Genomic DNA, 26,500 nt, shown 5'->3' on the forward strand with positions numbered 1-26,500 from the left:
ATGCCGCGTGAGCGCCGTCGAGGCCCCGGTCACCATCGTGGTGACCGGGGCCTCGTCGTTGGTCAGCCCATCGTCTTCTGGCCGTCGAGGGACTCACGGATGATGTCTGCGTGGCCGGCATGCTGCGACGTCTCGGCCAGGATGTGCAGCACGGTCCGGCGAACCGACCAGGTCGCCCCCGGCTCGAACCACGGGGCCTTGGGCAGCTCGTGGACCGTGTCCAGGTCGAGCGTCAGGACGAGCTCGTCGGTGTGACGGGCAACCTCCTCGTACCGGGCGAGCTCACCGGCGAGCGTCTCACCGTCGAGCATTCGGTGGGAGTCCGCGAAGGCGGCCACCTCGGCCGGCGGGTTCGCCCAGTCGATCGACGCCCAGTCGATCTCCGGCGCCGAGCCGCTGCCCTCGACCATGAAGGTCGCCCACTGCGCCTCGACGTCGGCGACGTGCTTGACGAGCCCGCCCAGGGTGAGCTCGCTGACGGTCGTCCGGGTGCGCGCCTGGTCGTCGGTGAGCTCCTTGACGGCGAAGCGGAGGAAGCCACGATGCTTGCGCAGCGCCTCCAGCAGGTCGGCGCGTTCTCCCGAACCTGCGTTCGACGAGGGGGCGGTGGGAAGGGTCTCTGTTGTCTGGCTCATGAGTTCAGGCTAGGGCGGGATGCGGTCAGTTCCTGACCTCAATTCCGGCGTCACGAGGGTGCCCCTGGTTGCGGAGCCCGGTGAGCCATGATCCACTGAAATCAGGTAGACACCTTGAGCCGGGGAGCTTGGGGACGACTACATGCGGGGGACGGGGCGCATCAGCAGCCTGTTGAGGCTGTTCGTCTGCGCTGCCTTCTTGTGCCTCGCCTGGGTCCTGTTCTCCTCCGTGCGGGCCGACGCTGCTGAGCGTCCCGCACCCGCCTCGGCAGCTGCGCTCATCGCCTCGGTGGAGAAGCCGGTGAGCACGACCTCGGACAGGGTGGACGCCGCCGCACAGTCGCTGAAAGCCGTTGGCGCAGCCGTCCCGGCGCTCGAGGCACCTGTGGTGGTCGTCGCCGACGCTGTGGTGACGGTGTCGGACACGGTTCCCGTCGTGGGGCGAGATCCACTCGTGGACGTGCCACTGCCCGACCTGTCGAAGGCTCCGTTGCCCAAGAAGCTACCTGTGTTTCACGTCCCGGATCCAGAAGTGGCGATCCAGGCTGCGGATTCGCCTGCAACGCAAGGGAATCGACCGTCTCCCACCCGTCCCGCAACCGTTCCTCGCGGGCTGGCCCTGGCTTCGTTCGACTCGAAGACGACAGGCACGGGAGTGCGGTCCGCCATCGTGGCCATAGGCGCGACGCCACTGTCTACCGGTCCCGAACCATCTGAACCGCCCGGGCCATTCCCGGCACCGCAGTCTCCGATGCCCCCGACCAGCTCGGCACCCAACCCGGGTGGCGGAACCTCGTCGGAGGAGCTTGCCTCGATCGACTCAGCCATCGTTCTTCCCGCCTTCACCCCGAGGGGATCCAGCGCGTCCGACTGGCGAGCCCCTCGGGGACTGCCGGCTCAGCCCGGCTCTCGACCTGATTGATGCTGCTCCGGCGCCTCCCAGCAGGCGCTCACGAGCCATGCCCGCCTCGCGGGCGACACAGCACGATCAGGAAGGAATGACCATGCATGCATATCTGCGTCGAGGGCTCGAAGTAGCCCTCGTGGTCGGGGGCGGCATCCTGTTCTTCGCAGGACAAGCCTCGGCCGATGACAGCACCACGGGCGCTGACAGCGCTCTGGGTGGCAACCAAGCGGCAACGTCCGTCTTCGCCCCCGTCACACCGACGGGCAACTCGATCTCGGTGGTCGGCGACTCGGCAAGCTCCGGTTCGGCGTCGTCCGCGACGTCGGCTCCTGCCGGCTCGGGATCTGACACCACGTCGGGTCAGGACGCGACCGGTGGTGGCAACCAGATCACCGCTCCGGCGGCGGCTCCGGTATCCGCGAGCGGCAATGCCGTGTCGGTGCTGGGGGACTCCTCGTCCTCGGGCTCGACGGCGTCGGCTCCGGCCGGTTCGTCGGCCGGTTCGTCCGGTGGCACCGCGGCCGGTGACTCGACCTCGGGTCAGAGCGCGACCGGTGGTGGCAACCAGATCACCGCTCCGGCGGCGGCTCCGGTATCCGCGAGCGGCAATGCCGTGTCGGTGCTGGGGGACTCCTCGTCCTCGGGCTCGACGGCGTCGGCTCCGGCCGGTTCGTCCGGTGGGACCACGGCCGGTGACTCGACCTCGGGTCAGAGCGCGACCGGTGGTGGCAACCAGGTCACCGCTCCGGCGGCGGCTCCGGCGTCCGCGAGCGGTAATGCCGTGTCGGTGCTGGGGGACTCCTCGTCCTCGGGGTCGGCGTCGGCTCCGGCCGGTTCGTCGGCCGGTTCGTCCGGTGGGACCCCGGCGGGTGACTCGACCTCGGGTCAGGACGCGACCGGTGGTGGTAACCAGGTGACTGCTCCGGCGGCGGCTCCGGTATCCGCGAGCGGCAATGCCGTGTCGGTGCTGGGGGACTCCTCGTCCTCGGGCTCGACGGCGTCGGCTCCGGCCGGTTCGTCGGCCGGTTCCTCCGGTGGGACCGCGGCGGGTGACTCGACCTCGGGTCAGGACGCGACCGGTGGTGGTAACCAGGTCACCGCTCCGGCGGCGGCTCCGGTATCCGCGAGCGGCAATGCCGTGTCGGTGCTGGGTAACGCCAGCACGACCGGGAGCACCAGCACGAGCCCGGTGACTCCCGGTGGGTCGGGTCCCGGCGCCCCGGGCGACCCCGGCACCTCCACCGGTGGTGAGCTCCCGCCCGGTGGTGCCACCGGCGCCGGCGACAGCGGGGGCGCCGCCTCCGTAGACCCTCCGGCCGCGTCGGCGCTGCCCTCGCTGTTCTCGGCCGCGAAGGCGGCGCCCTCCCTGGCTATGACTGGTGGTGACAGCTGGGCACTGCTGTTGCTTGCCCTGCTGCTGCTCCTCGTCGGAACTGCCTCGCGGATCACCAGTCGGCGTCTCGTCGCCCTGACGTGACGTCGGCGGGAACGGACGGACCGCGCGCGCGTCGCGGTCCGTCCCTTCCCCCTGCCGGGGGTCGCGCTCCAGACTGGCGAGGTGATGCCTCAACGCCTGCGCGACCTGCCCAACCTCGGGCCGGCGAGTGAGGCGATGCTGCTCGCGGCGGGCATCGAGACGCCCGACGAGCTCGATCGGCTGGGTCCCGTCGAGGCCTACCTCAGGGCGGTCCACGCGGGCGCTCCGCGGCACACGATGCTGTTGTGGTCGTTGGACGCGGCCCTGCTCGGTGTCGACTGGCGTGATGTCCCGCTCGAGCGGCGCCGTGAGGTCAGCGCGCAGGCTGACCGTGCGTTCGCCGCCCCGCCTCGCGCCGAGCGCGGCTGAGCCGGACCGCGTTGCCAGGGCGGCCAACGGGGCACGTCCCGCGGCGCTGTTCGGTGAGATGCCTGTCTGTCGCCTCGGCCATCGCCTATACTCGAACACATGTTCGAATCATGTGCGGTCGTGGATGCCCACGTCAGCCCGCCGCGCTCCTGACCCGGGCCGCCGACTCAGCCCGGGTCCGCAGGTCCAGAAGGGGCCCAGTGCGGCGGTGCCGCCGGGTTGGCCCCCGCTGGTTCCGCCGCCGGAGTCGACTGGCTGGCAGGTGCCGGCGGTGTCGTGGCTGTTGGACTTCTGCCCGTCCGAGTACCGCCTGTATGCCGGGTGGCGTCGTCAGCCCGTCGCCCTGGCCTGGGTGACGACCCGGCACATCGATGCGCAGCTGGTGGCGATGCGTCAGGCCTATCGGGAGGTGCGGGTCGAGCTCGGGGACCACCTGACGACCGATGGTCTGGCGCAGGTGCTGGCCGACCTCGAGGCGGAGGGCGTCCGCCTCCTCGCGGCTCGACGCAGCGCGGGACTGGTCTACGACGCCTTGCAGGGAAAGCGCTACGTGCCGCGGCTGTGAGGTGAGCCGAACGCGACGCCGGCATACCCGTGCTGGTTCAGTCAGGCCGACTGGGCGCGCGGGACGGGGGTGCACGCGCGCCCAGCCGGGGTACTGGGGATTGGAGCCCGTCCGGGTCCGTGCGACTGGCTCCACTCGTGGGCCTCAGCCCTTGACGCCCCCCTCGTTCGCGCCACGCACGAAGTAGCGCTGCAAGGAGAAGAACAGGATAGCCACCGGGATGGTGGTGAGCAGCGCTGCCGCCAATTTCAGTGGGTACTGCGTCCCGGCCCCGAGCTGGCCGCTCGTGAGGCTGGCCAGGCCCGTGACCAGAGTCATGTGATCCGGTGTCCCACGGGTGACCACGAGGAAGTGCGAGAACTCGTTCCACGAGCCCTGGAACGACAGGATGGTCAGGGTGATGAGGGCCGGACGCGCCATGGGGAGCACCACCGACCAGAACGTCCGGAAGATGCTGGCGCCATCCATCCGGGCGGCCTCCTCGATCGAGATGGGGACCGAGTCGAAGAACTGCTTCATGATGAAGACGCCGGCGCCATCCACGATGAGGGGCAGGATCATGGCGGTGTAGGTGTCGTAGATGCCCAGGTAGTTCACCATGAGGAACTTGGGGATGAGCAGTGCCACGCCCGGAACCGCCATCACGGCCAGCAGCGCGGCGAAGACGAAGCCGCGACCGCGAAACTGCAGTCGTGACAGGGCATACCCGGCCAAGCTGTCGAGGAAGACGCGGGCGCCCGTCACCACGACCGCGATGAGGACCGAGTTCTTGATCCACGTGGTCGCGGGGACGTGTGCCGCGCCCTGGCCGAAGATGTTCTTCCAGGCATGCAGGTCGAACGGGTTGGGGATGAGGGACAACGGGTTGGCTGCCGCGTCGGGGTCGGACTTGAACGACGTCGCGATCTGGATGAAGAACGGGTAGATGAAGAACACCGCGAACAGCACGACGGCGGCGTACAGGAGCGCCTGCTTGGCGGGGCTGGTGCGGGAGCTCATCGACCGACCTTCTTCCGTCGCCCGAGGAGGGGTCTGCGCTCGTCCTTGTCGGTCAGTGCCCGGCGCTGCAGCGAGGTGAGGACGACGATGATCACGAAGACCACGAACGCCATCGCGGCACCCGAGCCGTACTTGAAGTTCTTGAAGCTCTGCTGGTAGCTCAGGAAGGCCGGCGTCAGGGTCGTGCCGTTGGGTGCGCCGGCGCCCATGACGTAGATCTGGTCGAACACCTGCCAGGTGCCGATGAGACCCAGGGTGAGCACCAGGAACAGTGCCGGCTTGATCATGGGGATGGTGACGTGCCTGAGCTTCTGCCAGCCGGTGGCGCCGTCGAGCGCCGCGGCCTCGTCGACCTCGACCGGCAGGTCCTGCAGGGAGGCGATGAACATCAGCATGAACGTCCCGGACGTGGTCCACACGACCAGGATGATGATCACGGTGAGGGCCACGGACGGCCCGGACACCCAGTCCCAGATGGAGCGGCCGAGGACCTCGTGCTGTCCCCAGCCGGGGTTGTCCACCCCGACCGTGTTGAACAGCAGGCGGACGAGGCCCCGGTCGTCGGTGAACCAGTTCGGCTGGCCCAGGCCCAGCGCGCCAAGGAGCGAGTTGACCGCGCCCGTGCTCGAGAACAGGAAGAGGAAGACCGTCGAGATCGCGATCGAGCTCGTGACTGACGGGAAGTAGAACGCGGTCCGGAAGAAGCTCCTGGCCTTGAGCAGCCGGTTGTTGACCAGCAGCGCCAGCCCGAGGGCGAGCACCGTCTGCAGCGGGACCACGAACAGGACGTACCAGAAGGTGTTGCCGATCGACTGCATGAAGTTGGACCGGGTCAGGCCGTCCTTGGCGATCAGGTCCGTGTAGTTCTTGGCGCCGACGAACTCGGCTCCGGGGCCCGTGTGGAACGGGTCCACCGAGCCGTTCCAGTTGGTGAGGCTGACCCAGAGCGCCATCACGATGGGGATCACCAGGAACAACCCGAGGATGACGATCATCGGGCTGACGAACAACCACCCGGCGATCCCCTCGCGTCCGCGCAGCCCGCTGCTGCCGCGGCGCGTGGGTTTCGGGGGCTTCGTGGTGACCGCAGCCGTTGGGGCGGCCAGGGCCTCCTGGCCGGCCTCAGCGCGTGGTTCGCCGATCAGGGACATGGGTCCTCCTTGTCCGTGGTGCATGGGGCGCGCGTGATGGGCGGAGCGGGTGGCGTGCGAAGACGGGGCTTCGCACACCACCCCTGGACGTGGCTGCTCAGCCTCCGAGCGCCGAGCTGCCGTTCTTCTGGAGGTCGCTCAGCCAGGCCTTCGGGTCGCCGGAGGTACCGGTCATGGTCCCCAGCTGGCTGTTGAACTTCGACATGACGTCATCGAGACCAGCCAGGTTGACCGGGCCCTGACCGTATGCCGCGCCGTCGACGAACGCCTTGCTGTCCGGGTACTTCGTGGCGAACTGCTGCAGGCCCTGCGTCGTCGACGGCATGACGCCGAAGGCGTCCGCGAACTTCATCTGCTGGTCGGGCGTGATGAGACTCTTGACCAGGTCGACGGCGGCGGTCTGGTTGGGGGACTTGGCTGCGACGCCCCAGCAGTTGGTGAACGTCAGCGTGCCCTTGCCAGCCGGGCCGGCCGGCAGCTCGACGGTCGTGTACTTGATCTTCGGGTAGTCCTTCATGCCACCCGCGATCCAGTTGCCCTCCATCGTCATGGCAGCAAGGCCCTTGCCGAAGGCCTCCCCGCCCCAGCCGGCGGCCGGCTTGGTCTGCGTGTTGAACTTGAGGACGCCCGCCTTCATCATCTTCTGGACCTCCTGGAGGCCCTGGAGGTTGCCAGCCGCGTCGGCGCTCATCTTGCCGTCGGTCACGACCCAGCCCCCGGCCTGCTTCATGAAGGCGCCGGAGCGGTTGATGTCGTTGCCGATGACCAGACCGGTGACGTTGCCCTTGGTCAGCTTCGTGGCAACGGACTCCAGGCCCGCCCAGTCCTTGGGGTAGTCGGCGTCGGTGAGCCCAGCGGCCTTCCACATGTCGGTGTTGATCTCCAGCGCCAGGGTCGAGGAGTCCTTGGGGGCGCAGTAGAACTTGTTGTCGTAGGTGAATGACTTCACCAGCGAGTCGACGAAGCCGGCATCCTTGACCTGGTCGCCGTAGGGGAAGAGGTTGCCGGCCTTGGCGTAGGTGCCGATCTTGGACGCGTCGGTGTAGAAGACGTCGGGCGGACTCGAGCTGGCGAACGCCTGACCGAGCTGCTGGCCGAGGTCGGAGGCGGCGATGACCTCGACGGTGTTGCCGGACTTGGACGCCCACGCTGCTGTCGCCGCCTTGACCGCGGTCGTCTCGGCGTCACCGGAGCTGCCGATCATCACGGTCAGGTGCACCGGGCCCTTCTTGGTGTTCTGCGTGGCCGAGCCGCTGCTGAAGCCGCCGCCTCCGCCGCAGGCGCTCATCGCCAGCATGGTGGTGGCCGTCGCGGCGACGGCAAGAAATGGGGTGCGCCTCATTGCTGCTCCTCAGGGATACGTGTGCCGTCCACCCGAGTGGGGGACGGTGTGGGGGGTGGGAAACCGGTGGGGGTGGTGCTCGCCCGGACGGTGAGGGTCGGTGCGAGCAGCGCGGTCAGGGAGAGGTCGGTGCCCTTGGCCTGGACGATCCGCCACGCATGGGCGGCCGCGTCCTGCAGCGGCTGGCGCAGGCTGGTCAGCTGCAGGGCTTCGGCGACGTCGCTGTCGTCGAAGCCGACGACACCGATGTCGCGGCCCGGCTCGAGCCCGTGGTTGCGGACGGCGCGCAGCGCCCCGAGTGCGAGGAGGTCGGAGGCGCAGAGGATGGCGCCTCCCGAGGGCAGGCGGTCGAGGAGCCGCTCCGCTGCGACGGTCGCCGCGGTGAGCTCCTGCACGGCCTCCTCGGCGATGGCGCTGCCCGCGAGCCCGGCGTCGGCCAACCCGGAGAGCCACCCTCGGCGCCGGTCGTCGCCGACCGGGGACCCGTCGGGCCACCCCAGGTAGGCGATGGAGGTGTAGCCCTGGGCGACGAGGTGCTCGACCGCCAGCTCCATGCCGGCTCGGCCGTCGACGTCCACCCAGCGGCCCATCTCGGGGTCGTCCCAGATCCTGCCGAAGGTCACGAAGGGCACGTCGTTCGCGAGGAGCCAGGCCGGCCGTGGGTCACCGTGCCGGGTGTCACCGAGGACGAAGCCGTCGACGAGGCCGGTGGACAGGATCTGGTCGTAGCCGTCCAGGAGGTCCGACAGGTCGGGGGCGAAGGTCACGAGGTGGCTGCTGTGACCCGGCGCCGCGACGGTGAGCTCGACCAGGAAGCCGTCGAGGATGTGCCCCATCCGGCCGACACCCGAGGGGTTGACCTCGAAGCCGTAGGCAGACGCCTTGCGTCGGCGCAGCTGCTGGGCCGCAGCGTTGGGCGAGAACCCGAGTCGCTCGATCTCGCGGTGCACCCTGCGCAACGTGTCGGGGGCCACCCGGTCCGGGTTGTTGAGGGTGTTGCTGACGGTCTGGCGCGAGACCCCGGCGGCAGCGGCGACGTCGATGATCGTCGCTCGCTCGCGGGACTGCCCGGAACCACCTGCCACATCCGCTCCCTTGCCCGTGTTCGTTCTGCGCCACGTTGTGGTGAGGTGGCCCGATTTGAACGTTCAAACTAGTCTGAGAATGGCCCACGACGGGATCGTCGTCAAGGGACCCCGGCGAAAGGACCAGAGATCATGGCGGCATGATCGTGGCGACCCACGCACGGCTCGTCCGGAGAGTGAGGACCGCTTGAACACCGAGCAGACGCCACGCCAACCGTGGCTGCACGACGTGTCGATCATCGTCCACGGCAACGCGACGGCGCTGTCGGCGGCGGATGGCGACCTGCGTCCCGACTCGGGCCACGGCCTGTTCGTCGACGACGTCCGGGTGCTCTCGCGCCTCGAGCTGACCGTGTCCGGCGAAGCCCCCAGCGCGGTGGCCGCAGGGGCAGGCGGAGCCGTCGCTGAGTTCTTCGGCGCCGCCCGGGGGCTCGGCGACGTGGGCGCGGACCCCACCGTCGAGGTCCGCCGTGTGCGCACCCTCGCCGACGGCGCCATGCGTGAAGACATCACCGTCACTTCGCGTGCCGCCCAGACAGTCCGAGCGGCGCTGCGGCTCGAGCTCGGGTCCGACGGGGTTTCCATCGCCCAGGTGAAGTACGGCGCCGTCGACGCCCCCGCGGTCCGTCCCGTCGCGCCCCCGGGCGCGGGAAACGGTGTCGTCACCTTCACCACCCCGCGTCACCTCACGACGGTCGACTTCCACCCCGCGCCCGACTCGCTCGAGCTCGCTCCCGACCGGGCTGTCGTCGAACACCAGGTCGCGGTGGAGCCGGGGGAGAGCCAGCTGTTCCGTGTCACCATCACCCCGAGCCGGACGGCCGCCTCGGAGTTCGACGCCGACCCCGGCAGTGATGGGGTGCACTGGGACGCCATCCGTGTCGTTGCCGACGACCCGCGCCTCGGCCCGCTCGTCACCCAGTCGGTCGACGACCTCAGGCACCTCCTGCTGCGGGACCCGCTCGACCCGACCGATGTCTTCGCTGCTGCCGGATCGCCCTGGTACCTCACGCTTTTCGGTCGCGACTCGATCTGGACCGCGCGGATGATGCTTCCGTTCGGCACCGAGCTCGCGGCCGGCACCTTGCGTGCCCTGGCCCGCCGTCAGGGGAAGGGCTACGACGCCGACTCCGCCGAGCAGCCCGGCAAGATCGCGCACGAGGTGCGGCGCACGGCATACGTGGGGTCACCGCGCAAGGGTGACCTGTCCCTCCCGCCCCTCTACTACGGCACCGTCGACGCGACCGCGCTCTGGGTGACCCTCCTCGTCGAGGCCTGGCGTTGGGGCTTGCCGGAGACGCAGGTGCGGGCGCTCCTGCCGAACCTCCGGGCAGCCCTGACCTGGCTGACCGGAGACGGACAGCCCGACGACGACGGCTTCCTCAAGTACCTCGACACCACGGGCCACGGCCTGGCCAACCAGGGGTGGAAGGACTCCGGCGACTCGATGCGGATGCGTGACGGTCGCGTGGCCGAGGCCCCGATCGCCCTCGTCGAGGCGCAGGCGTATGCCGTGGAGGCCCTCCTCGGCGCCGCCAACCTCCTCGACGCGCTGGCTGAGACGGGTGGCGACCGGGCCCGCGCCGAGGCACAGGCCCTGCGCGACCGGGTCCGGGCTGCCTTCTGGGTGGACGGCGACGCCGGGCGATACCTGGCCATGGCGCTGGACGGCTCGGGAAAGCCCGTCGACGGGCTCGGCTCCAACATGGGCCACGCGCTGGGCACCGGTGCGCTCGACCGGGCCGAAGCCACCGCCGTGGGCGCGACCGTCACGGGCCCTGAGCTGCTCGACACCTTCGGGGTGCGCACCCTGGGCACCGGGAACGGCGGGTTCAACCCGATCGGCTACCACACGGGCTCGGTGTGGACCCACGACTCCGCGATCGTCGCGCTCGGACTGGCCCGCGAGGGCCTCCAAACAGAGGCCGCTCGCGTCGTCCACGCACTCGTGGCCTCGGGCGAGGCCTTCGACTACCGCTGGCCCGAGCTCTACTCCGGGCTGCCCATGCTGGGCCGGCCGTCGCCCTACCCTGCTTCATGCCGTCCGCAGGCGTGGTCGGCGGCCTCGGCGGGCGCCGTCCTCACCGTGGCCCTGGGACTTCGCGCAGACCTGCCCGCCGGTGTCCTGCACGTCGACCCGATCCGGCCCACCGCGTTCGGCGCGCTGCACGTCGAGGGACTGCGGCTGGGCGGGGCCGGGTTCACGGTCACGGTGACGCGTGACGGCGAGGTCCAGGTGACCGGGGTGCCGCAGGAGGTCGAGATCAGGCAGGGCGCATAGACTCGGGCGGTTCCCCTGCAGACAGAGGACCCCCTGTGTCGACCGCAAACAGAAAGGACGGTGCGCGTGGGACTGCTCGAGACCATCAACGGCCCGGCCGATCTCAAGGCGTTGAAGCCTGCCCAGCTCCCCGGCCTCGCCCAGGAGATCCGGGACTTCCTGGTCGAGTCGGTCTCGAAGACCGGTGGCCACCTCGGTCCCAACCTCGGTGTCGTCGAGCTGACGATCGCACTGCACCGGGTCTTCGACAGCCCCCGGGACGCCATCGTCTTCGACACGGGCCACCAGTCCTACGTCCACAAGCTGCTCACGGGTCGTCATGACTTCAGCAAGCTCAAGAAGCAGGGCGGCCTGTCCGGCTACCCCAGTCGCGCCGAGTCCGAGCACGATGTCGTCGAGAACTCGCACGCCTCCACCGCACTGTCCTGGGCCGACGGCATCGCGAAGGCGAGGCGGCTGCGCGGCGAGCACGGGCGGCATACCGTCGCCGTGATCGGCGACGGGGCGCTCACGGGCGGGATGGCCTGGGAGGCGATGAACAACATCGCCGCAGACAAGGACCTGCCACTCACCATCGTCGTCAACGACAACGAGCGGTCCTACGCTCCGACGATCGGCGGGCTGGCCGACCACCTCGCCACCCTGCGCACGACCCGCGGCTACGAGCGCTTCCTCGACTGGGGCAAGAACACGCTGAGCCGCACGCCGGTCGTGGGGGGAGCCATGTACGAGACCCTCCACGGCGTGAAGAAGGGGATCAAGGACATCGTCGCCCCGCAGGGGATGTTCGAGGACCTCGGCCTCAAGTACCTCGGTCCCGTCGACGGCCACGACGAGCAGGCCGTCGAGTCCGCCCTGCGGAGGGCGCGGGCCTTCGGTGGCCCGGTGCTCGTCCACGTCATCACCGAGAAGGGCCGCGGCTACGACCCGGCGCGTCAGCACGAGGGCGACCAGTGGCACGCCATCGGCAAGTTCAACCCCGAGACGGGACTGCCGTTCGAGGTGAGCGGGAGGATCTGGACCGACGAGTTCAACGACGAGATGGTAGCCATCGGGAGCGAGCGCAAGGACGTCGTCGCGCTCACCGCCGCGATGCTCATCCCCGTCGGCCTCGACGGCTTCGCCGCCGCCTACCCCGATCGCGTCTTCGACGTCGGAATCGCCGAGCAGCACGCCGTCACCATGGCGAGCGGCCTCGCGTATGCCGGCCTGCATCCGGTCGTGGCGGTCTACGCCACCTTCCTCAACCGGGCCTTCGACCAGCTGCTCATGGACTGCGCCCTGCACCGGGCGGGCGTCACGTTCGTCCTCGACCGCGCCGGGATCACCGGCAGCGACGGCGCCTCCCACAACGGCATGTGGGACATGACCATCGCCTCGGTCGTCCCTGGCCTTCGACTGGCTGCTCCTCGTGACGGTGACCAGGTCAAGCGCCAGCTCCGCGAGGCGATCGACGTCACGGATGGTCCGACGGTGATCCGTTTTCCCAAGGGCGACGTGGGTCCCGCTGTGGCGGCCGTGCGTCAGGAAGGGGTGGTGGACGTGCTCCACGAGACCTCGGCCCAGACGTGCGACCTCCTGCTCGTCGGCGTGGGTGCGTTTGCCGCCATGGCGGTCGAGATCGCGGGAAAGCTCGAGGCGCAGGGACATTCGGTCACCGCAGTGGACCCGCGTTGGGTGTTGCCCGTCAGCGACGACCTCGTGGCGATGGCTCGCCGGGCTGGAGCTGTCGCCGTCGTGGAGGACAACCTCGTCAGCGGTGGAGTGGGCGCTGCGGTGACGCTGGCGCTGCGTGACGCGGGCGTCGACGTCCCGGTGCACGTGCACGGCATACCCAAGCGCTTCCTCGACCACGCCTCACGCGGGCAGCTGCTGGAAGAGGTCGGGCTCACCGCGGACGCGGTGGCTACGTCCTTGGCGTCGCGCCTGCGCTGAGCCGCATCAGGCGCAGTGCCAGCTGGAGCTCGAGTGCGTCGTCGGGGCGCTGCCAGTGCGGTCCGAGGAGCGCGGAGATGCGTTCCAGCCGCTGGCTGACGGTATTGACGTGCACGTGCAGGTCGGTGGCTGCGTGTCGAGGGCTGCCGCCGGCGTCGAAGTAGGCCTGCAGGGTCTTCACGAGCTCGGACCCGCGACGGGCGTCGTAGTCGAGCAGCGGCCCCAGGTGCTGGCGGACGTAGCCGCCGATGTCCGGGGCCGAACCCACGACGAGTCCGGCGAAGCCCAGGTGGTCGGCACTGGCACCGGTGCCCGCGAGCCCGAGGGAGACCAGCGCCGAGACGGTGCGGACCGCCTCGCGCCAGATGGCTGGGACATCCTCGGTCAGCGTCGTCGGTCCCGCTGCGCCGACGGTCACGGTCGCCAGGCGGCTGAGCCGGCGGGCGAGCTCGGCGGCGGACTGGTGCGGGTCGTCCGACGGGAGCAGCGCGACCACGTGTCCATCGTGCTCGCCGACCACTGATCCGTGGCCCGCCGCCGCGTGGGCGGCCAGCAGGAGAGTGCGACGGGAGGTGTCTGCGTCCGCGTGTGCCACCAGCACGGCGTGGGCGGCGAACGGGTCGACTCCCTGGGCACGGGCGCGACTCGCCAGCGAGGTGGGATCGCCACGACCACTGAGTAGGTCGGCCACGAGGTCGGTGCGAACTCGTTGCTCGGCCTCGGCAGCGGTGCGCTCGAACAGCAGGACCAGCGCGCTGACGACCGAGGCCCGCTCGACCGTCCGCCGGTCTGCGTCGTCGAGCACCCCGACCCCGCCGAGGACGAGGATGCCCAACGGGGTCTGTGGAGCCTTGACGACGATCGCCCACTGGTCGCTGAGGGCGTCGTGCGCCAGCCGACCCGAGGCCTCCGTCTCACGGACGACCGACGAGCGCGCGAGCGCCGCGCCGGCACCGTCCTCGGGCAACGGGGCAGGGCCATGGCTGCTCAGGGTCTCGCCCTCGGAGTTGAGTAGCACCACCCAGCCGCCGAGCAGGTCGCCCAGCGCCTTCGTGATGTCGTCGACCCCTCCTCCGGCCAGCACCAGCTCGGCGAACCGGTCGTGCGCCGCGGCGGCCCGCTCGACACCTGCGGTGTGCCGGCGGACTTCCTCGGCGCTACGGGTCTGCACGATCGAGACGGCGGCCAGAGCCGCCAAGGACCCGAGGAGGGCGACCTGGTCGGGCGAGAACGGGCGGGGCGAGCGGTTCGCGGCGAACAGCACGCCCACGAACTCGTCCTCCACCACCAGCGGTGTGCCACAGATCGACACCAGGCCCTCGTCGCCGACGGCGCTGTCGATGGTGCCCGTGTGCTGGAACCTGTGGTCGTGGAGGTAGTCCGCGCTCCAGTAGGGCTTGCGCGTCGAGGCGACGAGTCCGCCGAGGCCGTCGCCCAGCGAGAGGCGGACCTCCTGGAACTCCGCGCTCACCGACCCGTCGGTCGCGCGCATGAAGGTGTCACCGGCCTCGGGGTCAAAGAGCGTGAGGTACGCGACGTCGGTGCCCAGCAGGGCACGCGCCCGGCGCACGATCGCCTCGAGGATGCCGCTGGGGTCGCGCAGGGCGGCGAGGTCGCGAGCGGTTTCCACGAGGCCGGTCAGCTCGGCCTCCCGACGACGGCGGGAGTCGAACGCGGCGCGCACTCGAAGGGCCAGCTCACGTGCCTCCCCCGACTCGCCTGACTCTCCGGCCTCGTCCGCGTCCTGGCCGAGGGCCTCGAGCTCCGACGCGGGCGCCCCCTCCGCGAGCAGGCGCAGCAGCCTCATCGCGGGGGAGTGGTCGTGGGCGTCCATCGTCACGGATCCTAGGCGCCGGACCCCCTCAGTGGGCGGTCCAGCCGCCGTCCATCGAGAACGACGAACCGGACACCGAGTCCGCGGCCGGGCCACAGAGGAAGGCGACGAGCTCGGCTACCTCGTCCGCCTCGACGAGCCGCTTGACGGCCACGGGCTCGAGCATCACCCTGCCGATCACGTCGTCTTCGGTGATGCCGTGCGAGCGAGCCTGGTCGGCGATCTGCTTCTCGACCAGCGGGGTCCGCACATAGGCCGGGTTCACGCAGTTGCTCGTGACTCCGTGCTCGGCGCCCTCGAGCGCCGTGACCTTGGAAAGCCCCTCGAGCCCGTGCTTGGCACTCACGTAGGCCGCCTTGTAGGGGCTGGCGCGTAGCCCGTGCACGCTCGACACGTTGACGACCCGGCCCCAGCCCTGCGCGTACATGTGCGGGAGCACGCGCCGGGTCAGCCGGAACGGCGAGGTCAGCATCAGCCGGATGATCAGGTCCCACGTGTCGACGGGGAACTCCTGGATCGGAGCGACATGCTGGATGCCGGCGTTGTTGACGAGGATGTCGATCGTGCCGGGCAGCCCCTCGACCACATCGAGGTCGGCGAGGTCGACGGGAATGGTCTCCACAGCCCCGACACCGGCGAACCTCGTCAGGCCCTCGGCGTCGAGGTCCACGGCATACACGCTCGCCTTGGCGGCAACGAGCCGCTCCACGCAGGCCGCCCCGATACCGCTCGCGGCGCCGGTCACCAACGCGGTGCGTCCGGACAGGTCGAGCAGCGCTGGCGTCGTCGGCATCAGGCGAGACTAGGTCGGCCGTCAGCACGCGAGCATGTGGTGGCAGGCCACAGTTCCGCCTGATCCTGTGTGGGCGAGCACACAGGGACCTGCGCGTTGCACCACCGCCCGTGGTCGGGGACACGAGTGAGGAATGTGAAATGAGCCTGACGAAACCGTCAGGCTCATTTCACATTCCGGAGATCAACCCGCGAGGGTCGGCACGCTCGCAGCGCCCGGTGGCAGGAAGCGCTGGCCGGTCACCTTCTCCGACACGCCCTCACGGTCGAGCAGGGGAGTCAGGCCACCGTTCCAGAACTGGAACCCGGCGCCCGTGATCATGGCCAGGTCGAGGTCCATCGGAGCCGCGACGATGCCCTCGTCGAGCATGCGACGCGACTCGTCCGCGAGCACGCCGAGCACCCGCTCACGGACCTCCTCGGTGGACAGCACGACCGGGTCGGCCGGCTTGTCGAACAGCGCCTCGACCTCGGGGTCGACGACCGGCTTGCCCTCGGGCCAGAGGTAGATGGCCGGCTTCTTGGCCGCGACGACCTTGCGCAGGTTCTCAGAGACGTAGAAGCGGTCGGGGAAGGCCTTGGCCAGGGTCTCGTTGTTGTGCAGGGCGATGGCCGGACCGACCAGGCCGAGCAGGATGAACGGCGGCATCGGGGCAAGCCCGGCGAAGGCTCGATCGGCGACCTCGATGGGGGTGCCCTCGTCGACGACCCTGGCCACCTCGCCCATGAAGCGACCGAGGAGGCGGTTGACGATGAAGGACGGGCTGTCCTTGACCAGGATGGTCGTCTTCCTGAGCGTCTTGCCGGTGGCGAACGCCGTCGCCAGGGTTGCGTCGTCGGTCTGCTCGCCCTTGATGATCTCGAGCAGGGGCATGACGGCGACCGGGTTGAAGAAGTGGAAGCCGACGACCCGCTCGGGGTGGGCCAGCTCCGCGGCCATCTCGGTGATCGAGAGCGACGACGTGTTGGTCGCCAGGACACACTCGGGGGTGACGATCGCCTCCACCTCGGCCCAGACGGTCTTCTTGACGGACATCTCCTCGAACACCGCCTCGATCACGAAGTCGGCGTCGGCGAAGCCGTCCTTGGAGGTCGCGCCGCTGACCAGGCCCTTGAGGCGGTTGGCCTTGTCGGGGCTGACCCGCCGCTTGCCCAGCAGCTTGTCGACCTCGGCGTGGACGTAGCCGACTCCCTTGGCCACCCGCTCCTCGTCGAGGTCGGTCATCACGACCGGCACCTCGAGACGTTGGGCGAACAGCAGGGCCAGCTGGCTGGCCATGAGACCGGCGCCGACGATGCCCACCTTGGTGACCTTGCGGGCCAATGCCTTGTCAGGGGCGCCTGCGGGACGCTTGGCCCGCCGCTGCACCAGGTCGAAGGAGTAGAGCCCCGCGCGCAGTTCGTCACCCATGACGAGGTCGGCGAGCGCCTCGTCCTCGGCAGCGAAGGCCTCGTCGCGGGTGGCGGTGCGAGCTGCTTCGACGAGGGTCAGGGCCCGGTAGGGCGCCGGTGCCTTGCCGCCGGTCTTGAGGTCGACCAGGCCCTTGGCGGCCTTGATGGCGCCTGCCCACTCCGCCTCGTCGCGGGAGATCCCGTTGCCCTCCTTGGTCGTCCGCTCGACGACGGTGTCGCCCGTGAGGACCCCAGCCGCCCACAGCAGCGACTCCTCGAGGAAGTCGGCCGGTGCGAACATCGCGTCGGCGATTCCCAGCTCGAAGGCCTGCGGACCCTTGAGCATGCGGTTGGTGTTCATCGGGTTCTCGATGATGACCTTGAGGGCGTTGGCCGGACCGACCAGGTTGGGCAGCAGGTAGCAGCCACCCCAGCCCGGGACGAGCCCGAGGAAGGTCTCCGGCAGCGCGAGCGCGGGCACCCCTGCGGAGATCGTGCGGTAGTCGGCCGACAGTGCGATCTCCACACCGCCACCCATGGCCGCACCGTTGACGAACGCGAAGGTCGGGACGGGCAGGTCCATGATCGCCGCGAAGGCCGCGTGACCGGCGCGGGCGACCTCGATCGCCTGCGTGCGGTCGCTCGCCTGCGACACGGCCTTGAGGTCCGCGCCGACGGCGAAGATGAACGGCTTGCCGGTGATCCCGACCGCCTGGATCTCACCGGCGTCGGCGCGGGCGCGCAGGGCGTCGATGGTGGCCTTCAGTCCGGCGATGGTCTGCGGGCCGAAGGTGTTCGGCTTGGTGTGGTCGAAGCCGTTGTCCAGCGTGACCAGCGCCAGGGTTCCCGCCTTGCCGGGGAGGACGACGTCGCGCACCGGGGTGTGGGTGACGACCTCCTCGAACCCGGGTGTCTGCGTCACTGTCTGGGTCCCTGTCTGCGTCGGTGTCTGCTCGCTCATGCCGCAACCTCCTGGCCGTAGTCAGCGTGGTGTGGGTTCTCCCAGATGACGCTGGCGCCCATGCCGATCCCGATGCACATGGCGGTCAGCCCGTAGCGCACCTCCGGGTGCTCCTCGAACTGTCGGGCCAGCTGGGTCATCAGCCTCACCCCCGACGAGRCCAGCGGGTGACCGATCGCGATGGCGCCGCCGTACTGGTTGACACGCGGGTCGTCGTCGGCGATGTCGAAGTGCTCGAGGAACGCCAGCACCTGCACGGCGAAGGCCTCGTTGAGCTCGAACAGGCCGATGTCCTCGATCGACAAGCCCGCCTTGGCGAGAGCCTTCTCGGTCGCCGGGACCGGGCCGATGCCCATGACCTCGGGTTCGACCCCCACGAAGGCAAAGTCCACGAGGCGCATCTTGACGGGCAGGCCCAGCTCCTGGGCAGCCTGCTCCGAAGCGAGGATGCACGCGGTGGCACCGTCGTTGAGCCCGGCCGAGTTGCCGGCGCTGACATTGCCGTGCGGGCGGAACGGCGTCTTGAGCGAGGCCAGGTCCTCGACCGTGGTGCCTGGACGCGGCGGCTCGTCCCGGGTGGCCAGGCCGTAGCCCAGCTCCTGGTGGCGCGTGGCGACCGGCACGAGGTCGGGCTGGATCTGCTCGTTCGCGTAGGCCTTGGCGAGCTTGTCCTGGGACCTGACGGCAAAGGCGTCGCTGCGGTCCTTGGTGATCGAGGGGTACCGGTCGTGCAGGTTCTCGGCGGTCGAACCCATGACCAGGGCGGAGGGGTCGACGAGCTTCTCCGCGACGATCCGCGGGTTGGGGTCGACACCCTCACCCATGGGGTGGCGGCCCATGTGTTCGACGCCCCCGGCGATGGCGATGTCGATGGAGCCGAACGCGATCGAGCTCGCCGCAGTCGTCACGGCCGTCATGGCACCGGCGCACATGCGGTCGATCGAGTAGCCGGGCGTGGTGTTGGGCAGGCCGGACAGGAGGGCAGCCATTCGCCCGAGCGTGAGGCCCTGGTCGCCGATCTGCGTGGTGGCGGCGATGGCGACCTCTTCCACGCGCTCCGGAGGGAGCTCGGGATGACGGCGCATCAGCTCGCGGATGCAGCGGATGACGAGGTCGTCGGCGCGCGTCTGGGCATACATGCCCTTGTCGCCGGCCTTGCCGAACGGCGTGCGAACTCCGTCGACGAACACGACCTCATGAAGGGTGCGGGGCACAGGTGGCCTCCCTTGATTGGAGTCTCGGGTGATTGAGTCTTGGGGTGCGGGATCGGTGCGATCCACCGGGTATGCGGTGGGTACAGGACCGATGCTACTTCCCGGTAACAACGAGGTCACCAGAACCCGCGAGTGAGAGCCGTCACCCATGCAGGTTTGCCTCCCATTGGAACGAAACCTGCAGCGCGAGGAGCCGGATCAGGCGTCGGGGTTGGCCTCGAAGGCCGCCTCGATCATCGGCGCGACCACGCCGGCCTGCCAGTGCCTGGCTCCGAGAGCCGTGAGCGCGGCGGCGAACCCGGCGGCGGTCTGGTCGGCCGGGGGAGTCCAGATCACCCGGCGAAGGGGCTCCGGAGACAGGACGTTCTCGATCGGGATCACGTGTTCGGTGGCGAACGCGGTCAGCGCCTCGCGCGTGGCGCTCAGTCGGGCGGCCGCGATGGGGTTGCGTTCGGCCCAGGCACGCTGGGGCGGCGGGCCGTCCGAGCGCAGGGTCATCGGCGGCAGGTCGCCTTCGGGGATCGCGTTCGCCCGGGTGACGGCGTCGAGCCACTGGCGCTGGTAGCGCCGGACGGACCGGTGCCCACCGGGGAGCGTGCCGGGGTTGGTCGGTGACTCCATGGCCACCTCGACCAGCACCGCGTCCGGCAGCACCCGCCCGGGGGCGACATCCCGGTCCTGGGCTATCTGGTCGCGGGTCTCCCACAGCTCTCGCACGACCGCCGCGATCCTGCGGTGTCGGACGCGGTGCATGCCGCTCGTCCGCCGCCACGGGTCGACGCGCTGCGCCGGTCCCATGAAGTCGAGCAGTGCCTCGAACTCCTCGCGCGCCCAGCTGTCCTTGCCCTGCTTGGCGAGGTCGACGCCCATCAGGTTGCGCACGTCGACCAGCACCTCGACGTCGAGGGCGGCGTAGCGCAACCACGGCTCGGGCAGGGGCCTGGTGGACCAGTCGACCGCGGAGTGCTCCTTGGCCAGGGACAGGCCCAGGTAGTGCTCGACCACCGCGGCCAGCCCGACGCGGGGCAGGCCCAGAAGTCGCCCGGCGAGCTCGGTGTCGAACAGCTGCTGAGGCCGCAGTCCCACCTCCGCGAGACAGGCGAGGTCCTGGGTGGCCGCGTGCAGGATCCACTCGGCACTGCCGATGGCGTCGTTGACGGGCGACAGGTCGGGGCACGCGATCGGGTCGATCAACCAGGTGCCCGAGCCCTCGCGTCGCAGCTGCACGAGGTAGGCGCGCTGGCCGTAGCGGTAGCCGCTCGCCCGCTCGGCGTCGAGGGCGACCGGCCCCTCGCCGGCAGCGATGGCGCGGGCGGCCTCCATCAGTGCCCGCTCGGACTCGACGACCGGGGGCACGCCGTCGACAGGCATGTCGAGAGGGGTCAGCTCGACGGCTGGTTGCTGCTCGGGCTGCACCGCCTGAACGGCCTCCGTCTGCCCGGCCTCCGTCCGCCCGGCCTCGGCCTGGTCGGCCGTAGTCTGCTCGGCCTCGGTGTCGGTCACCGGATCAACCTACCCGGCCGATGCCACGGAACACGTCCCGGAAGTCAGCACTCCACTGTTAACGGCGTGGTCCAGGCAGGGCGATGACGCCCTCCGGCAGGGGCGGCAGACCCGCGATGGTGCACAACAGGTCGGACCACGCGACGAGGTGGGCGCCGACGTTGCCGGCCACGGGGGTCCACGAAGCGCGGACCTCCATCTCGACGCTGGCGGGCCGGTCGGACAGACCGGCGAAGCTCTCCGAGACCACTCTCGTGACCGTGCCGGCCTCTGCGGTGTAGCCCAGGTGGTGATGGGCCAGGGCGTCGGTCAGCCAGGACCACCCGACCGCACCCAGCATCGGGTCGTTGGCCAGCTCGGGCTCGAGCTCGGCCCGGGCGAACGTCACCGCACGCCAGGCCCCGTCCCACGGGTCCGGGACCGACGGGTCGTGCAGCAGCACGAAGCGTCCCGACGCCAACTCGTCCTCGTCGTTGGCGGCGCCCACCACCTCGGCGGTGAGGGCCACGGCATACGGCGCGATGCGCTGGGGAGCGGGCACCTCGGTGAGGCGGACCTCGGGGCGCAAGCGCGCTCCGCGCAGGTCACTGAGCGCCTGCGTGAACTCGGGGGATTGGTCGCCAGGGACCGTTCGGCTGCCCACCATCAGAGGGTATGCCGCGATCTCGGATATCACAGGGAGGTTGCCGTCCGCGTCGTGTCGCGCCACCGGTAGCGTGCGGCCATGCTCTCGCTGCTCGCGCTGGCGTCCAGCGCCAGCTGGGGGACCGCGGACTTCTTCGCCGGGCTGTACTCGCGGCGCCGCCCCGCCGTCGCCGTCGTGGGGTGGACGCAGTCACTGGCGTTCCTCGTCCTGTGCGTTGCCGTCGCCCTCCGCTGGGACAGCCTCACGTGGACGGGTTGGCCCCTGTGGTCGGTCGGTGCCGCCGTCTCCGGGGTGGCGGGACTGCTCTGCTTCTACACCGCCCTGGCGAGTGGCACGATCGGCGTCGTCGCCCCGATCGCAGCCCTGGGGGTGGCCGTTCCCGTGCTCCTCGGCGTGGCCACCGGCGACGAGCCGTCCTCCTGGACCTGGGTGGGGATCGTGGTCGCCATCGTCGGCGTGACCCTGGCGTCGGGGCCCGAGCTGAGTGGCGGGGTCTCTCCGAGGCCGGTGGTGCTGGCTGGGGTGGCGGCGGTCGGGTTCGGGTTCGCCCTGTTCTGCATCGACCGCGGCGCCCGGACATCGACCCTCATGACCCTGTGGGGGATGCGCGGGGTGTCCTTCGTCGTGTTCCTCACGCTGGCACTGGCGTTGCGGTCCAGGGGAGGGGTGCAGGCCCGCGAGCTGCCTGCCCTGCTGGCCATCGGCTGCGGTGACATGGGCGCCAACCTCCTGTTCGGGATCGCATCTTCGCGCGGACAGGTGAGCGTGGCGAGCGTGCTCGCCTCGCTCTACCCCGTCGTGACGATCGTGCTGGCACGCGTCCTGCTGCGGGAGCGGCTGCGCAGGATCCAGCAGGTGGGCGCGGTGCTGTCCCTGGCGGGCGCGGCGATCATCGCCCTCTGAGCGACCTAGAATCACCCGGTGACCTCCCCCCACGACTCCGCCCTGGTCCGTGCTGCCCGCCGTCAGCCGGTGAGCCACACGCCTGTCTGGTTCATGCGTCAGGCAGGGCGCTCGCTGCCGGAGTACCGCAAGGTCCGTGAAGGCGTCGGGATGCTCGAGTCGTGCCGTCGCCCCGACCTGGTCACCGAGATCACCCTCCAGCCGGTGCGCCGCCACGGCGTCGACGCCGCGATCTTCTTCTCCGACATCGTCGTGCCCCTGGCTGCCGTCGGCGTCGACCTCGACATCGTCCCCGGCGTCGGGCCGGTCGTCGCCAAGCCGATCCGCACCCGCGGCGACCTCGACCGCCTGCCCGAGCTGACGCCCGACCACGTCCCCTACATCACCGAAGCCGTCCGGCTCCTGACCGCGGAGCTGGGTGACACGCCCCTCATCGGCTTCGCGGGCGCACCGTTCACGCTGGCGAGCTACCTGGTCGAAGGCGGCCCGAGCAAGAACCACGAACACACCAAGGCACTGATGTACGGCGACCCGCAGCTGTGGCACGACCTGTGCGCCCGCCTGGCCCAGATCTCGGGCACCTTCCTCGACGTGCAGGCCGCCGCAGGGGCCTCCGCGGTCCAGCTCTTCGACTCGTGGGTGGGGGCCCTCCCACGAGCCGACTACGAGCGCTTCGTCGCCCCGCACTCGACCGCGGCGCTGGAAGCCGTGTCGGCACGCGGCATCCCGAAGATCCACTTCGGGGTCGGCACCGGTGAGCTGCTGCCGGCCATGGGCGCCGTGGGCGCCGACGTGGTCGGCGTCGACTACCGCGTGTCCCTCACCGATGCCCTCGCCCGTCTCGACGGTTCGTACGCAGTGCAGGGCAACCTCGACCCCGCCCTCCTCTTCGCGCCCTGGGAGGCGCTGGAGGCCAAGGTCCGTTCGATCGTGGAGGAGGGACGGGCCGCACCCGGTCACATCTTCAACCTGGGCCACGGCGTGCTGCCCGACACCGATCCCGATGTGCTGACCCGTGTGGTCGAGCTGGTGCACGAGGTCGGCCAGCGCTGAGTCGCCGACCGACCTCGCCCCTGCCGTAGTGGGGGCTACTGCGGCAGGACGGCGGGGGGCGGCGTCACCGGACGACGGCGTCGCACGTACCACCACACCGGCAGTCCCAGGAGGCCGAGCAGGACGAGGAACGGCAACATCGCTCCGACGACCGTGAGCAGCACGGTCGCGGACCCGGTGAAGGCGTCCCAGCCACCCTTGAGCCCGACGAGGAAGCCGGCCTGGTCGGGCTCCTCCACGATCGCGTTCGGCTCTGTGGTCAGGCTGATCTGGATGGGGGAGCGCGCGACGCTCCCCTTGAGGGAGGCGAGCTGCGCCTCGAGGGACTCGAGGTCGGACTGGCGCCGGGTCAGCTCGGCCTCCATGGCGACGATCTGGTTGAGGTCCTTGGCGTCCTTGAGGAAGGCCCGGACCCGCTCGACGCTGACCCGCATCGTCTCCAGCCGTGAGGCGGTGTCGACGATCTGTCCGCCGACGTTCTCGCTCGAGCTCGTCGAGCGGATCACCGTGCCGACCGACCCGAGCTCGGCGATGACCCGGTCGAGCTCTGCGGAGGGCACCGAGAGGGTGATCTCGGCGTACGTCGTGGCGGTCACCTTCGCGGAGTCCGTGAGGGGGGCGTCGCTGTTCGCCGTCCCGATGTTCTCCGACAGGACGATGCCCTCGGCGGTCGCCGTGGTGGCCCGCACCTTCGCCACTGCCTGGCCGATGTTCTTGACTTGGAGCGCGATGGTCGCGCGACGGGCGAGGGAGTCCTGGTTGGCCGCGAGGTTGGCTGCCGTGACTCCCTTGGGAGCGGTGCCTGATCCCGGCTTGGCCGAGTCACCTCCCGACGCGGAACTGTCGCCGGCGGACGGGGCCACGGCCCGGCCGGACGACTCGTTGGAGCTGCCTCCGGCCACCGAGGCGGCGCTGGAGGTGTCGGAGCCGCCGCCGCCGCAGGCAGCGAGGGCGAGCGTTGCGAGGAGAGCTGCGCCGACGACGGCGATGCTGCGGTGCGGACGAACGCTGAACATGGCGACCCCCTGGTCGAGTCGAGCTGGTCGTATCGGGCGGTGCGGAATACCGGTGCGACTCGCGTCGTGGGCTCGACGTTCCCACCCGGTGGTGTCGAAACAGTCACGATCTTGAAAGGGTGTGGGCATGGTCGGATCACGAATCCTCATCGTCGGGGGAGGTATCGCTGGACTTGCCTGCGCTTGGGAGCTGACGCGTGCGGTTCCTGACGCGACCATCACGATCCTCGACGCGGCAGACCGACCCGGCGGCAAGCTCCGACGCGAACCCGTGGCAGGGGTGGCGCTGGACGTGGGGGCCGAGTCGATGCTGGCCAGACGACCCGAGGCGCTGGACCTGATGTCCGAGCTGGGCCTCGATGGCGAGGTCGTCCACCCCGACACGACGTCGGCGTCCATCTGGTCGCGAGGTGACCTTCACCCCATGCCCAAGGGCACGCTGATGGGGATCCCTTCGCCGGCCGCCTCCGCGCTCGGCGTCCTGTCCCCTGACGAGGTCGCTCGAGCCGAGGGCGAAACACCATGGGACAGAGGCGATTTCGAGGACGTTTCGGTGGGCGACTACGTCGCGGCCCGCTTGGGCGACGCGGTCGTCGACCGTCTCGTCGAGCCGCTCCTCGGGGGCGTGTATGCCGGGCAGGCTCGGTCGTTGTCGCTGCGCGCCTGCCTGCCTTCCGTGTTCGCGGCGGCCCGGCGAGGCGAGTCCCTCACGCAGACAGCAGCTGCGGGCCAGGCCGGTGAGGCGGGCCGGGCGGGCCGGGCCGACCGCGCGGGCCAGGCGGGCCAGACCGACCAGCTGGCCGCGCCGGTCTTCGCCGGGCTGGTGGGTGGGGTGGGCCGGCTCGCCGAGTCGCTGACCGAGTCGCTGCGGGCTCGCGGCGTGACGATTCGCAGCAGCACCATCGTCCGTGAGCTGCACCGGGAGCCGGACACCGCGGGTGGCGGCTGGTCGGTGGTGGTCGGACCGCACCCGCGGCCCGAACGGCTGGTCGCGGAAGCGGTGGTTCTCGCCGTCCCCGCCGCCCCTGCGAGCCGGCTCCTGGCTCGACACCTGCCCGACGCGTCCCGGGCGCTGCGTGAGGTCGAGTACGCCTCGATGGCGATCATCACCCTGGCCGTCGGGGCCGAGGGCCCCGGCACCGTGCCGCTTCCCGGCTCCGGTTTCCTCGTGCCGGCGGTCGAGGGCAGGACCATCAAGGCCAGCACCTTCTCCTCGACCAAGTGGCGATGGACCGCCGAGGCTGCCGGGGACCTTTCCTTCCTGCGAGCCTCTGTGGGGCGGTTCGGCGAGACGACCGACCTGCAGCGCCCGGACGAGGAGCTCGTGGCGATCGCCGTCGCCGAGGTCAGCGAGGCCCTCGGCCACCAGCTGCCCCGGATCGTCGACACCCACGTCCAACGCTGGGGCGGTGCGCTGCCGCAGTACACCGTCGGGCACCTCGACCGGGTGGCCCGCATCCGGGCCGCAGCGGCGGCCGCGCCGGGGCTGGCCCTCGCCGGCGCGGCATACGAAGGTGTGGGGATCCCGGCGTGCATCGCGACTGGGCGGTCGGCGGCACTGGCGGTGACCACCCACCTGCGGACGCGAACGATCGGCGCGGGAGGATAGGGGCATGAGCGAGCCGCACCCCTCCAACCCGAACGCTGCCCGGATCCGCGAGATCAACGACTCGATCCGGTATGCCATGTGGTCGGTGTTCTCCGTCACCGGGCCCTTGGGCGACAACCGGGACGTGATGGCCAAGGAGGTCGAGGACCTCTTCGCGCAGCTCGAGGCAGAGGGTGTGGTGACCCGCGGCGTCTACGACATCGGGGGGCTGCGCGCCGACGCCGACTTCATGGTCTGGTGGCACGCCGAACGGATCGAGGACGTACAGCGGGCCTACCGCTCCCTGCTGCGCACCGAGCTGGGCCACCTGCTCGAGCCGACCTGGTCGGCGGCAGCGCTGCACCGACCGGCGGAGTTCAACAAGAGCCACATCCCGGCGTTCCTCGGCGACGAGCCGCCCAAGGACTTCATCTGCGTCTACCCGTTCGTCCGGTCCTACGAGTGGTACCTGCTGCCGGACGCCGAGCGCCGCGACATGCTGCGCGAGCACGGGCAGCAGGCACGTGACTACCCCGACGTGCGGGCCAACACGATCGCCTCGTTCGCGCTGAACGACTACGAGTGGGTGCTGGCCTTCGAGGCCGACGAGCTGCACCGCATCGTCGACCTGATGCGTGAGCTGCGCGCCTCGCGGGCCCGCATGCACGTCCGCGAGGAGCTGCCGTTCCACACCGGTCGCCGCGTCCAGGTCGACGAGCTCCTCGCCTCCCTGCGCTGACCCCGCCCCACCTTTATCGGGTCTAGGGACTTGGGTCGGCTTCACCCCGAAACCGTTCTCGGGTCATGCCGTCCTTGCCCGGGTGTGGCGACGGCCGTCCACAAGCGACCTGT

At 70.3% G+C, this 26,500-nt stretch carries 22 protein-coding genes; 9 read left to right on the forward strand and 13 right to left on the reverse strand.

Annotation, left to right across the window (positions count from 1 at the left end; translation table 11 throughout):
* Window positions 1–62 precede the first annotated feature (62 nt).
* Both AC1DWR_RS03490 and AC1DWR_RS03495 read right to left on the reverse strand, forming a co-directional pair.
* The gene (locus AC1DWR_RS03490; protein WP_477623660.1) at window positions 63–635 is read right to left on the reverse strand and encodes a DinB family protein; all 573 of its coding nucleotides are present in this window, start codon (window positions 633–635) and stop codon (window positions 63–65) included.
* Between the two features lie 138 nt (window positions 636–773).
* Window positions 774–1,061: a hypothetical protein gene (locus tag AC1DWR_RS03495; protein ID WP_477613146.1), complete on the reverse strand. Its 288-nt coding sequence runs from the start codon at window positions 1,059–1,061 to the stop codon at window positions 774–776.
* Window positions 1,062–1,639: 578 nt separating this feature from the next.
* On the opposite strand from AC1DWR_RS03495, the gene AC1DWR_RS03500 reads away from it, so the two are divergent.
* The 3 genes from AC1DWR_RS03500 (at window position 1,640) to AC1DWR_RS03510 (ending at window position 3,953) form a co-directional block, all read left to right on the forward strand.
* Window positions 1,640–3,019, forward strand: a complete 1,380-nt coding sequence (locus tag AC1DWR_RS03500; RefSeq protein ID WP_477623661.1) for a hypothetical protein — start codon at window positions 1,640–1,642, stop codon at window positions 3,017–3,019.
* 84 nt (window positions 3,020–3,103) lie between these two features.
* Complete coding sequence (locus tag AC1DWR_RS03505; RefSeq protein WP_477613430.1) at window positions 3,104–3,388, forward strand: TfoX/Sxy family protein; 285 nt, start codon at window positions 3,104–3,106, stop codon at window positions 3,386–3,388.
* Window positions 3,389–3,659: 271 nt separating this feature from the next.
* Window positions 3,660–3,953, forward strand: coding sequence for a hypothetical protein (locus AC1DWR_RS03510; protein ID WP_477613144.1), 294 nt, complete (start codon window positions 3,660–3,662; stop codon window positions 3,951–3,953).
* A gap of 144 nt (window positions 3,954–4,097) precedes the next feature.
* Here the strand turns inward: AC1DWR_RS03510 and AC1DWR_RS03515 are convergent, their stop codons facing one another.
* The 4 genes from AC1DWR_RS03515 to AC1DWR_RS03530 all read right to left on the reverse strand — a co-directional run bounded on the left by AC1DWR_RS03515 (window position 4,098) and on the right by AC1DWR_RS03530 (window position 8,530).
* Window positions 4,098–4,952: a carbohydrate ABC transporter permease gene (locus AC1DWR_RS03515; RefSeq protein ID WP_477613143.1), complete on the reverse strand. Its 855-nt coding sequence runs from the start codon at window positions 4,950–4,952 to the stop codon at window positions 4,098–4,100.
* The gene (locus tag AC1DWR_RS03520; protein ID WP_477613142.1) at window positions 4,949–6,103 is read right to left on the reverse strand and encodes a carbohydrate ABC transporter permease; all 1,155 of its coding nucleotides are present in this window, start codon (window positions 6,101–6,103) and stop codon (window positions 4,949–4,951) included. The genes AC1DWR_RS03515 and AC1DWR_RS03520 overlap by 4 nt, the downstream gene beginning before the upstream one ends.
* A gap of 97 nt (window positions 6,104–6,200) precedes the next feature.
* Window positions 6,201–7,445, reverse strand: coding sequence for a sugar ABC transporter substrate-binding protein (locus AC1DWR_RS03525; protein ID WP_477613141.1), 1,245 nt, complete (start codon window positions 7,443–7,445; stop codon window positions 6,201–6,203).
* Window positions 7,442–8,530 carry a LacI family DNA-binding transcriptional regulator gene (locus AC1DWR_RS03530; RefSeq protein WP_477623662.1) on the reverse strand — a complete coding sequence of 363 codons (1,089 nt, stop codon included), beginning with the start codon at window positions 8,528–8,530 and terminating at the stop codon, window positions 7,442–7,444. The genes AC1DWR_RS03525 and AC1DWR_RS03530 overlap by 4 nt, the downstream gene beginning before the upstream one ends.
* A gap of 187 nt (window positions 8,531–8,717) precedes the next feature.
* Between AC1DWR_RS03530 and AC1DWR_RS03535 the strand changes: the two genes are divergently transcribed.
* Both AC1DWR_RS03535 and dxs read left to right on the forward strand, forming a co-directional pair.
* The gene (locus AC1DWR_RS03535; protein WP_477623663.1) at window positions 8,718–10,811 is read left to right on the forward strand and encodes an amylo-alpha-1,6-glucosidase; all 2,094 of its coding nucleotides are present in this window, start codon (window positions 8,718–8,720) and stop codon (window positions 10,809–10,811) included.
* Between the two features lie 66 nt (window positions 10,812–10,877).
* Window positions 10,878–12,746 (forward strand): 1-deoxy-D-xylulose-5-phosphate synthase, encoded by a 1,869-nt coding sequence (dxs, locus tag AC1DWR_RS03540; protein WP_477623664.1) that lies wholly within the window; start codon window positions 10,878–10,880, stop codon window positions 12,744–12,746.
* Here the strand turns inward: dxs and AC1DWR_RS03545 are convergent.
* From AC1DWR_RS03545 to AC1DWR_RS03570, 6 genes are all read right to left on the reverse strand, one after another.
* On the reverse strand, window positions 12,718–14,580 hold the full coding sequence (locus AC1DWR_RS03545) for a helix-turn-helix domain-containing protein (protein WP_477613137.1): 1,863 nt from the start codon (window positions 14,578–14,580) through the stop codon (window positions 12,718–12,720). The genes dxs and AC1DWR_RS03545 overlap by 29 nt on opposite strands.
* Window positions 14,581–14,608: 28 nt before the next feature.
* Window positions 14,609–15,373 (reverse strand): 3-hydroxybutyrate dehydrogenase, encoded by a 765-nt coding sequence (locus tag AC1DWR_RS03550; RefSeq protein WP_477613136.1) that lies wholly within the window; start codon window positions 15,371–15,373, stop codon window positions 14,609–14,611.
* Window positions 15,374–15,556: 183 nt separating this feature from the next.
* On the reverse strand, window positions 15,557–17,725 hold the full coding sequence (locus AC1DWR_RS03555) for a 3-hydroxyacyl-CoA dehydrogenase NAD-binding domain-containing protein (protein ID WP_477613135.1): 2,169 nt from the start codon (window positions 17,723–17,725) through the stop codon (window positions 15,557–15,559).
* Entirely contained in the window at window positions 17,722–18,939 is a 1,218-nt protein-coding gene (locus AC1DWR_RS03560) for a thiolase family protein (RefSeq protein WP_477623665.1), read from the reverse strand. The genes AC1DWR_RS03555 and AC1DWR_RS03560 overlap by 4 nt, the downstream gene beginning before the upstream one ends.
* A 198-nt stretch (window positions 18,940–19,137) precedes the next feature.
* Window positions 19,138–20,310 carry an HRDC domain-containing protein gene (locus tag AC1DWR_RS03565; RefSeq protein WP_477613429.1) on the reverse strand — a complete coding sequence of 391 codons (1,173 nt, stop codon included), beginning with the start codon at window positions 20,308–20,310 and terminating at the stop codon, window positions 19,138–19,140.
* 190 nt (window positions 20,311–20,500) lie between these two features.
* Window positions 20,501–21,088 carry a DUF3000 domain-containing protein gene (locus tag AC1DWR_RS03570; protein WP_477613133.1) on the reverse strand — a complete coding sequence of 196 codons (588 nt, stop codon included), beginning with the start codon at window positions 21,086–21,088 and terminating at the stop codon, window positions 20,501–20,503.
* A 78-nt stretch (window positions 21,089–21,166) separates the two neighbouring features.
* On the opposite strand from AC1DWR_RS03570, the gene AC1DWR_RS03575 reads away from it, so the two are divergent.
* Entirely contained in the window at window positions 21,167–21,991 is an 825-nt protein-coding gene (locus AC1DWR_RS03575; protein WP_477613132.1) for an EamA family transporter, read from the forward strand.
* Between the two features lie 18 nt (window positions 21,992–22,009).
* Window positions 22,010–23,044, forward strand: a complete 1,035-nt coding sequence (gene hemE / locus AC1DWR_RS03580; protein WP_477613131.1) for a uroporphyrinogen decarboxylase — start codon at window positions 22,010–22,012, stop codon at window positions 23,042–23,044.
* Between the two features lie 35 nt (window positions 23,045–23,079).
* Here the strand turns inward: hemE and AC1DWR_RS03585 are convergent, their stop codons facing one another.
* A complete protein-coding gene (locus AC1DWR_RS03585; RefSeq protein WP_477613130.1) occupies window positions 23,080–24,060 on the reverse strand; it encodes a DUF4349 domain-containing protein in 981 nt (326 codons plus the stop codon).
* A 127-nt stretch (window positions 24,061–24,187) separates the two neighbouring features.
* Here AC1DWR_RS03585 and hemG point away from each other — a divergent pair, with 127 nt between their 5' ends.
* Window positions 24,188–25,669, forward strand: a complete 1,482-nt coding sequence (hemG, locus tag AC1DWR_RS03590) for a protoporphyrinogen oxidase (protein WP_477613129.1) — start codon at window positions 24,188–24,190, stop codon at window positions 25,667–25,669.
* 4 nt (window positions 25,670–25,673) lie between these two features.
* Window positions 25,674–26,387 carry a hydrogen peroxide-dependent heme synthase gene (gene hemQ / locus AC1DWR_RS03595; RefSeq protein WP_477613128.1) on the forward strand — a complete coding sequence of 238 codons (714 nt, stop codon included), beginning with the start codon at window positions 25,674–25,676 and terminating at the stop codon, window positions 26,385–26,387.
* Window positions 26,388–26,500 lie beyond the last annotated feature (113 nt).

The sequence above is a fragment of the Pedococcus sp. P2_E2 genome (genome assembly GCF_056403955.1).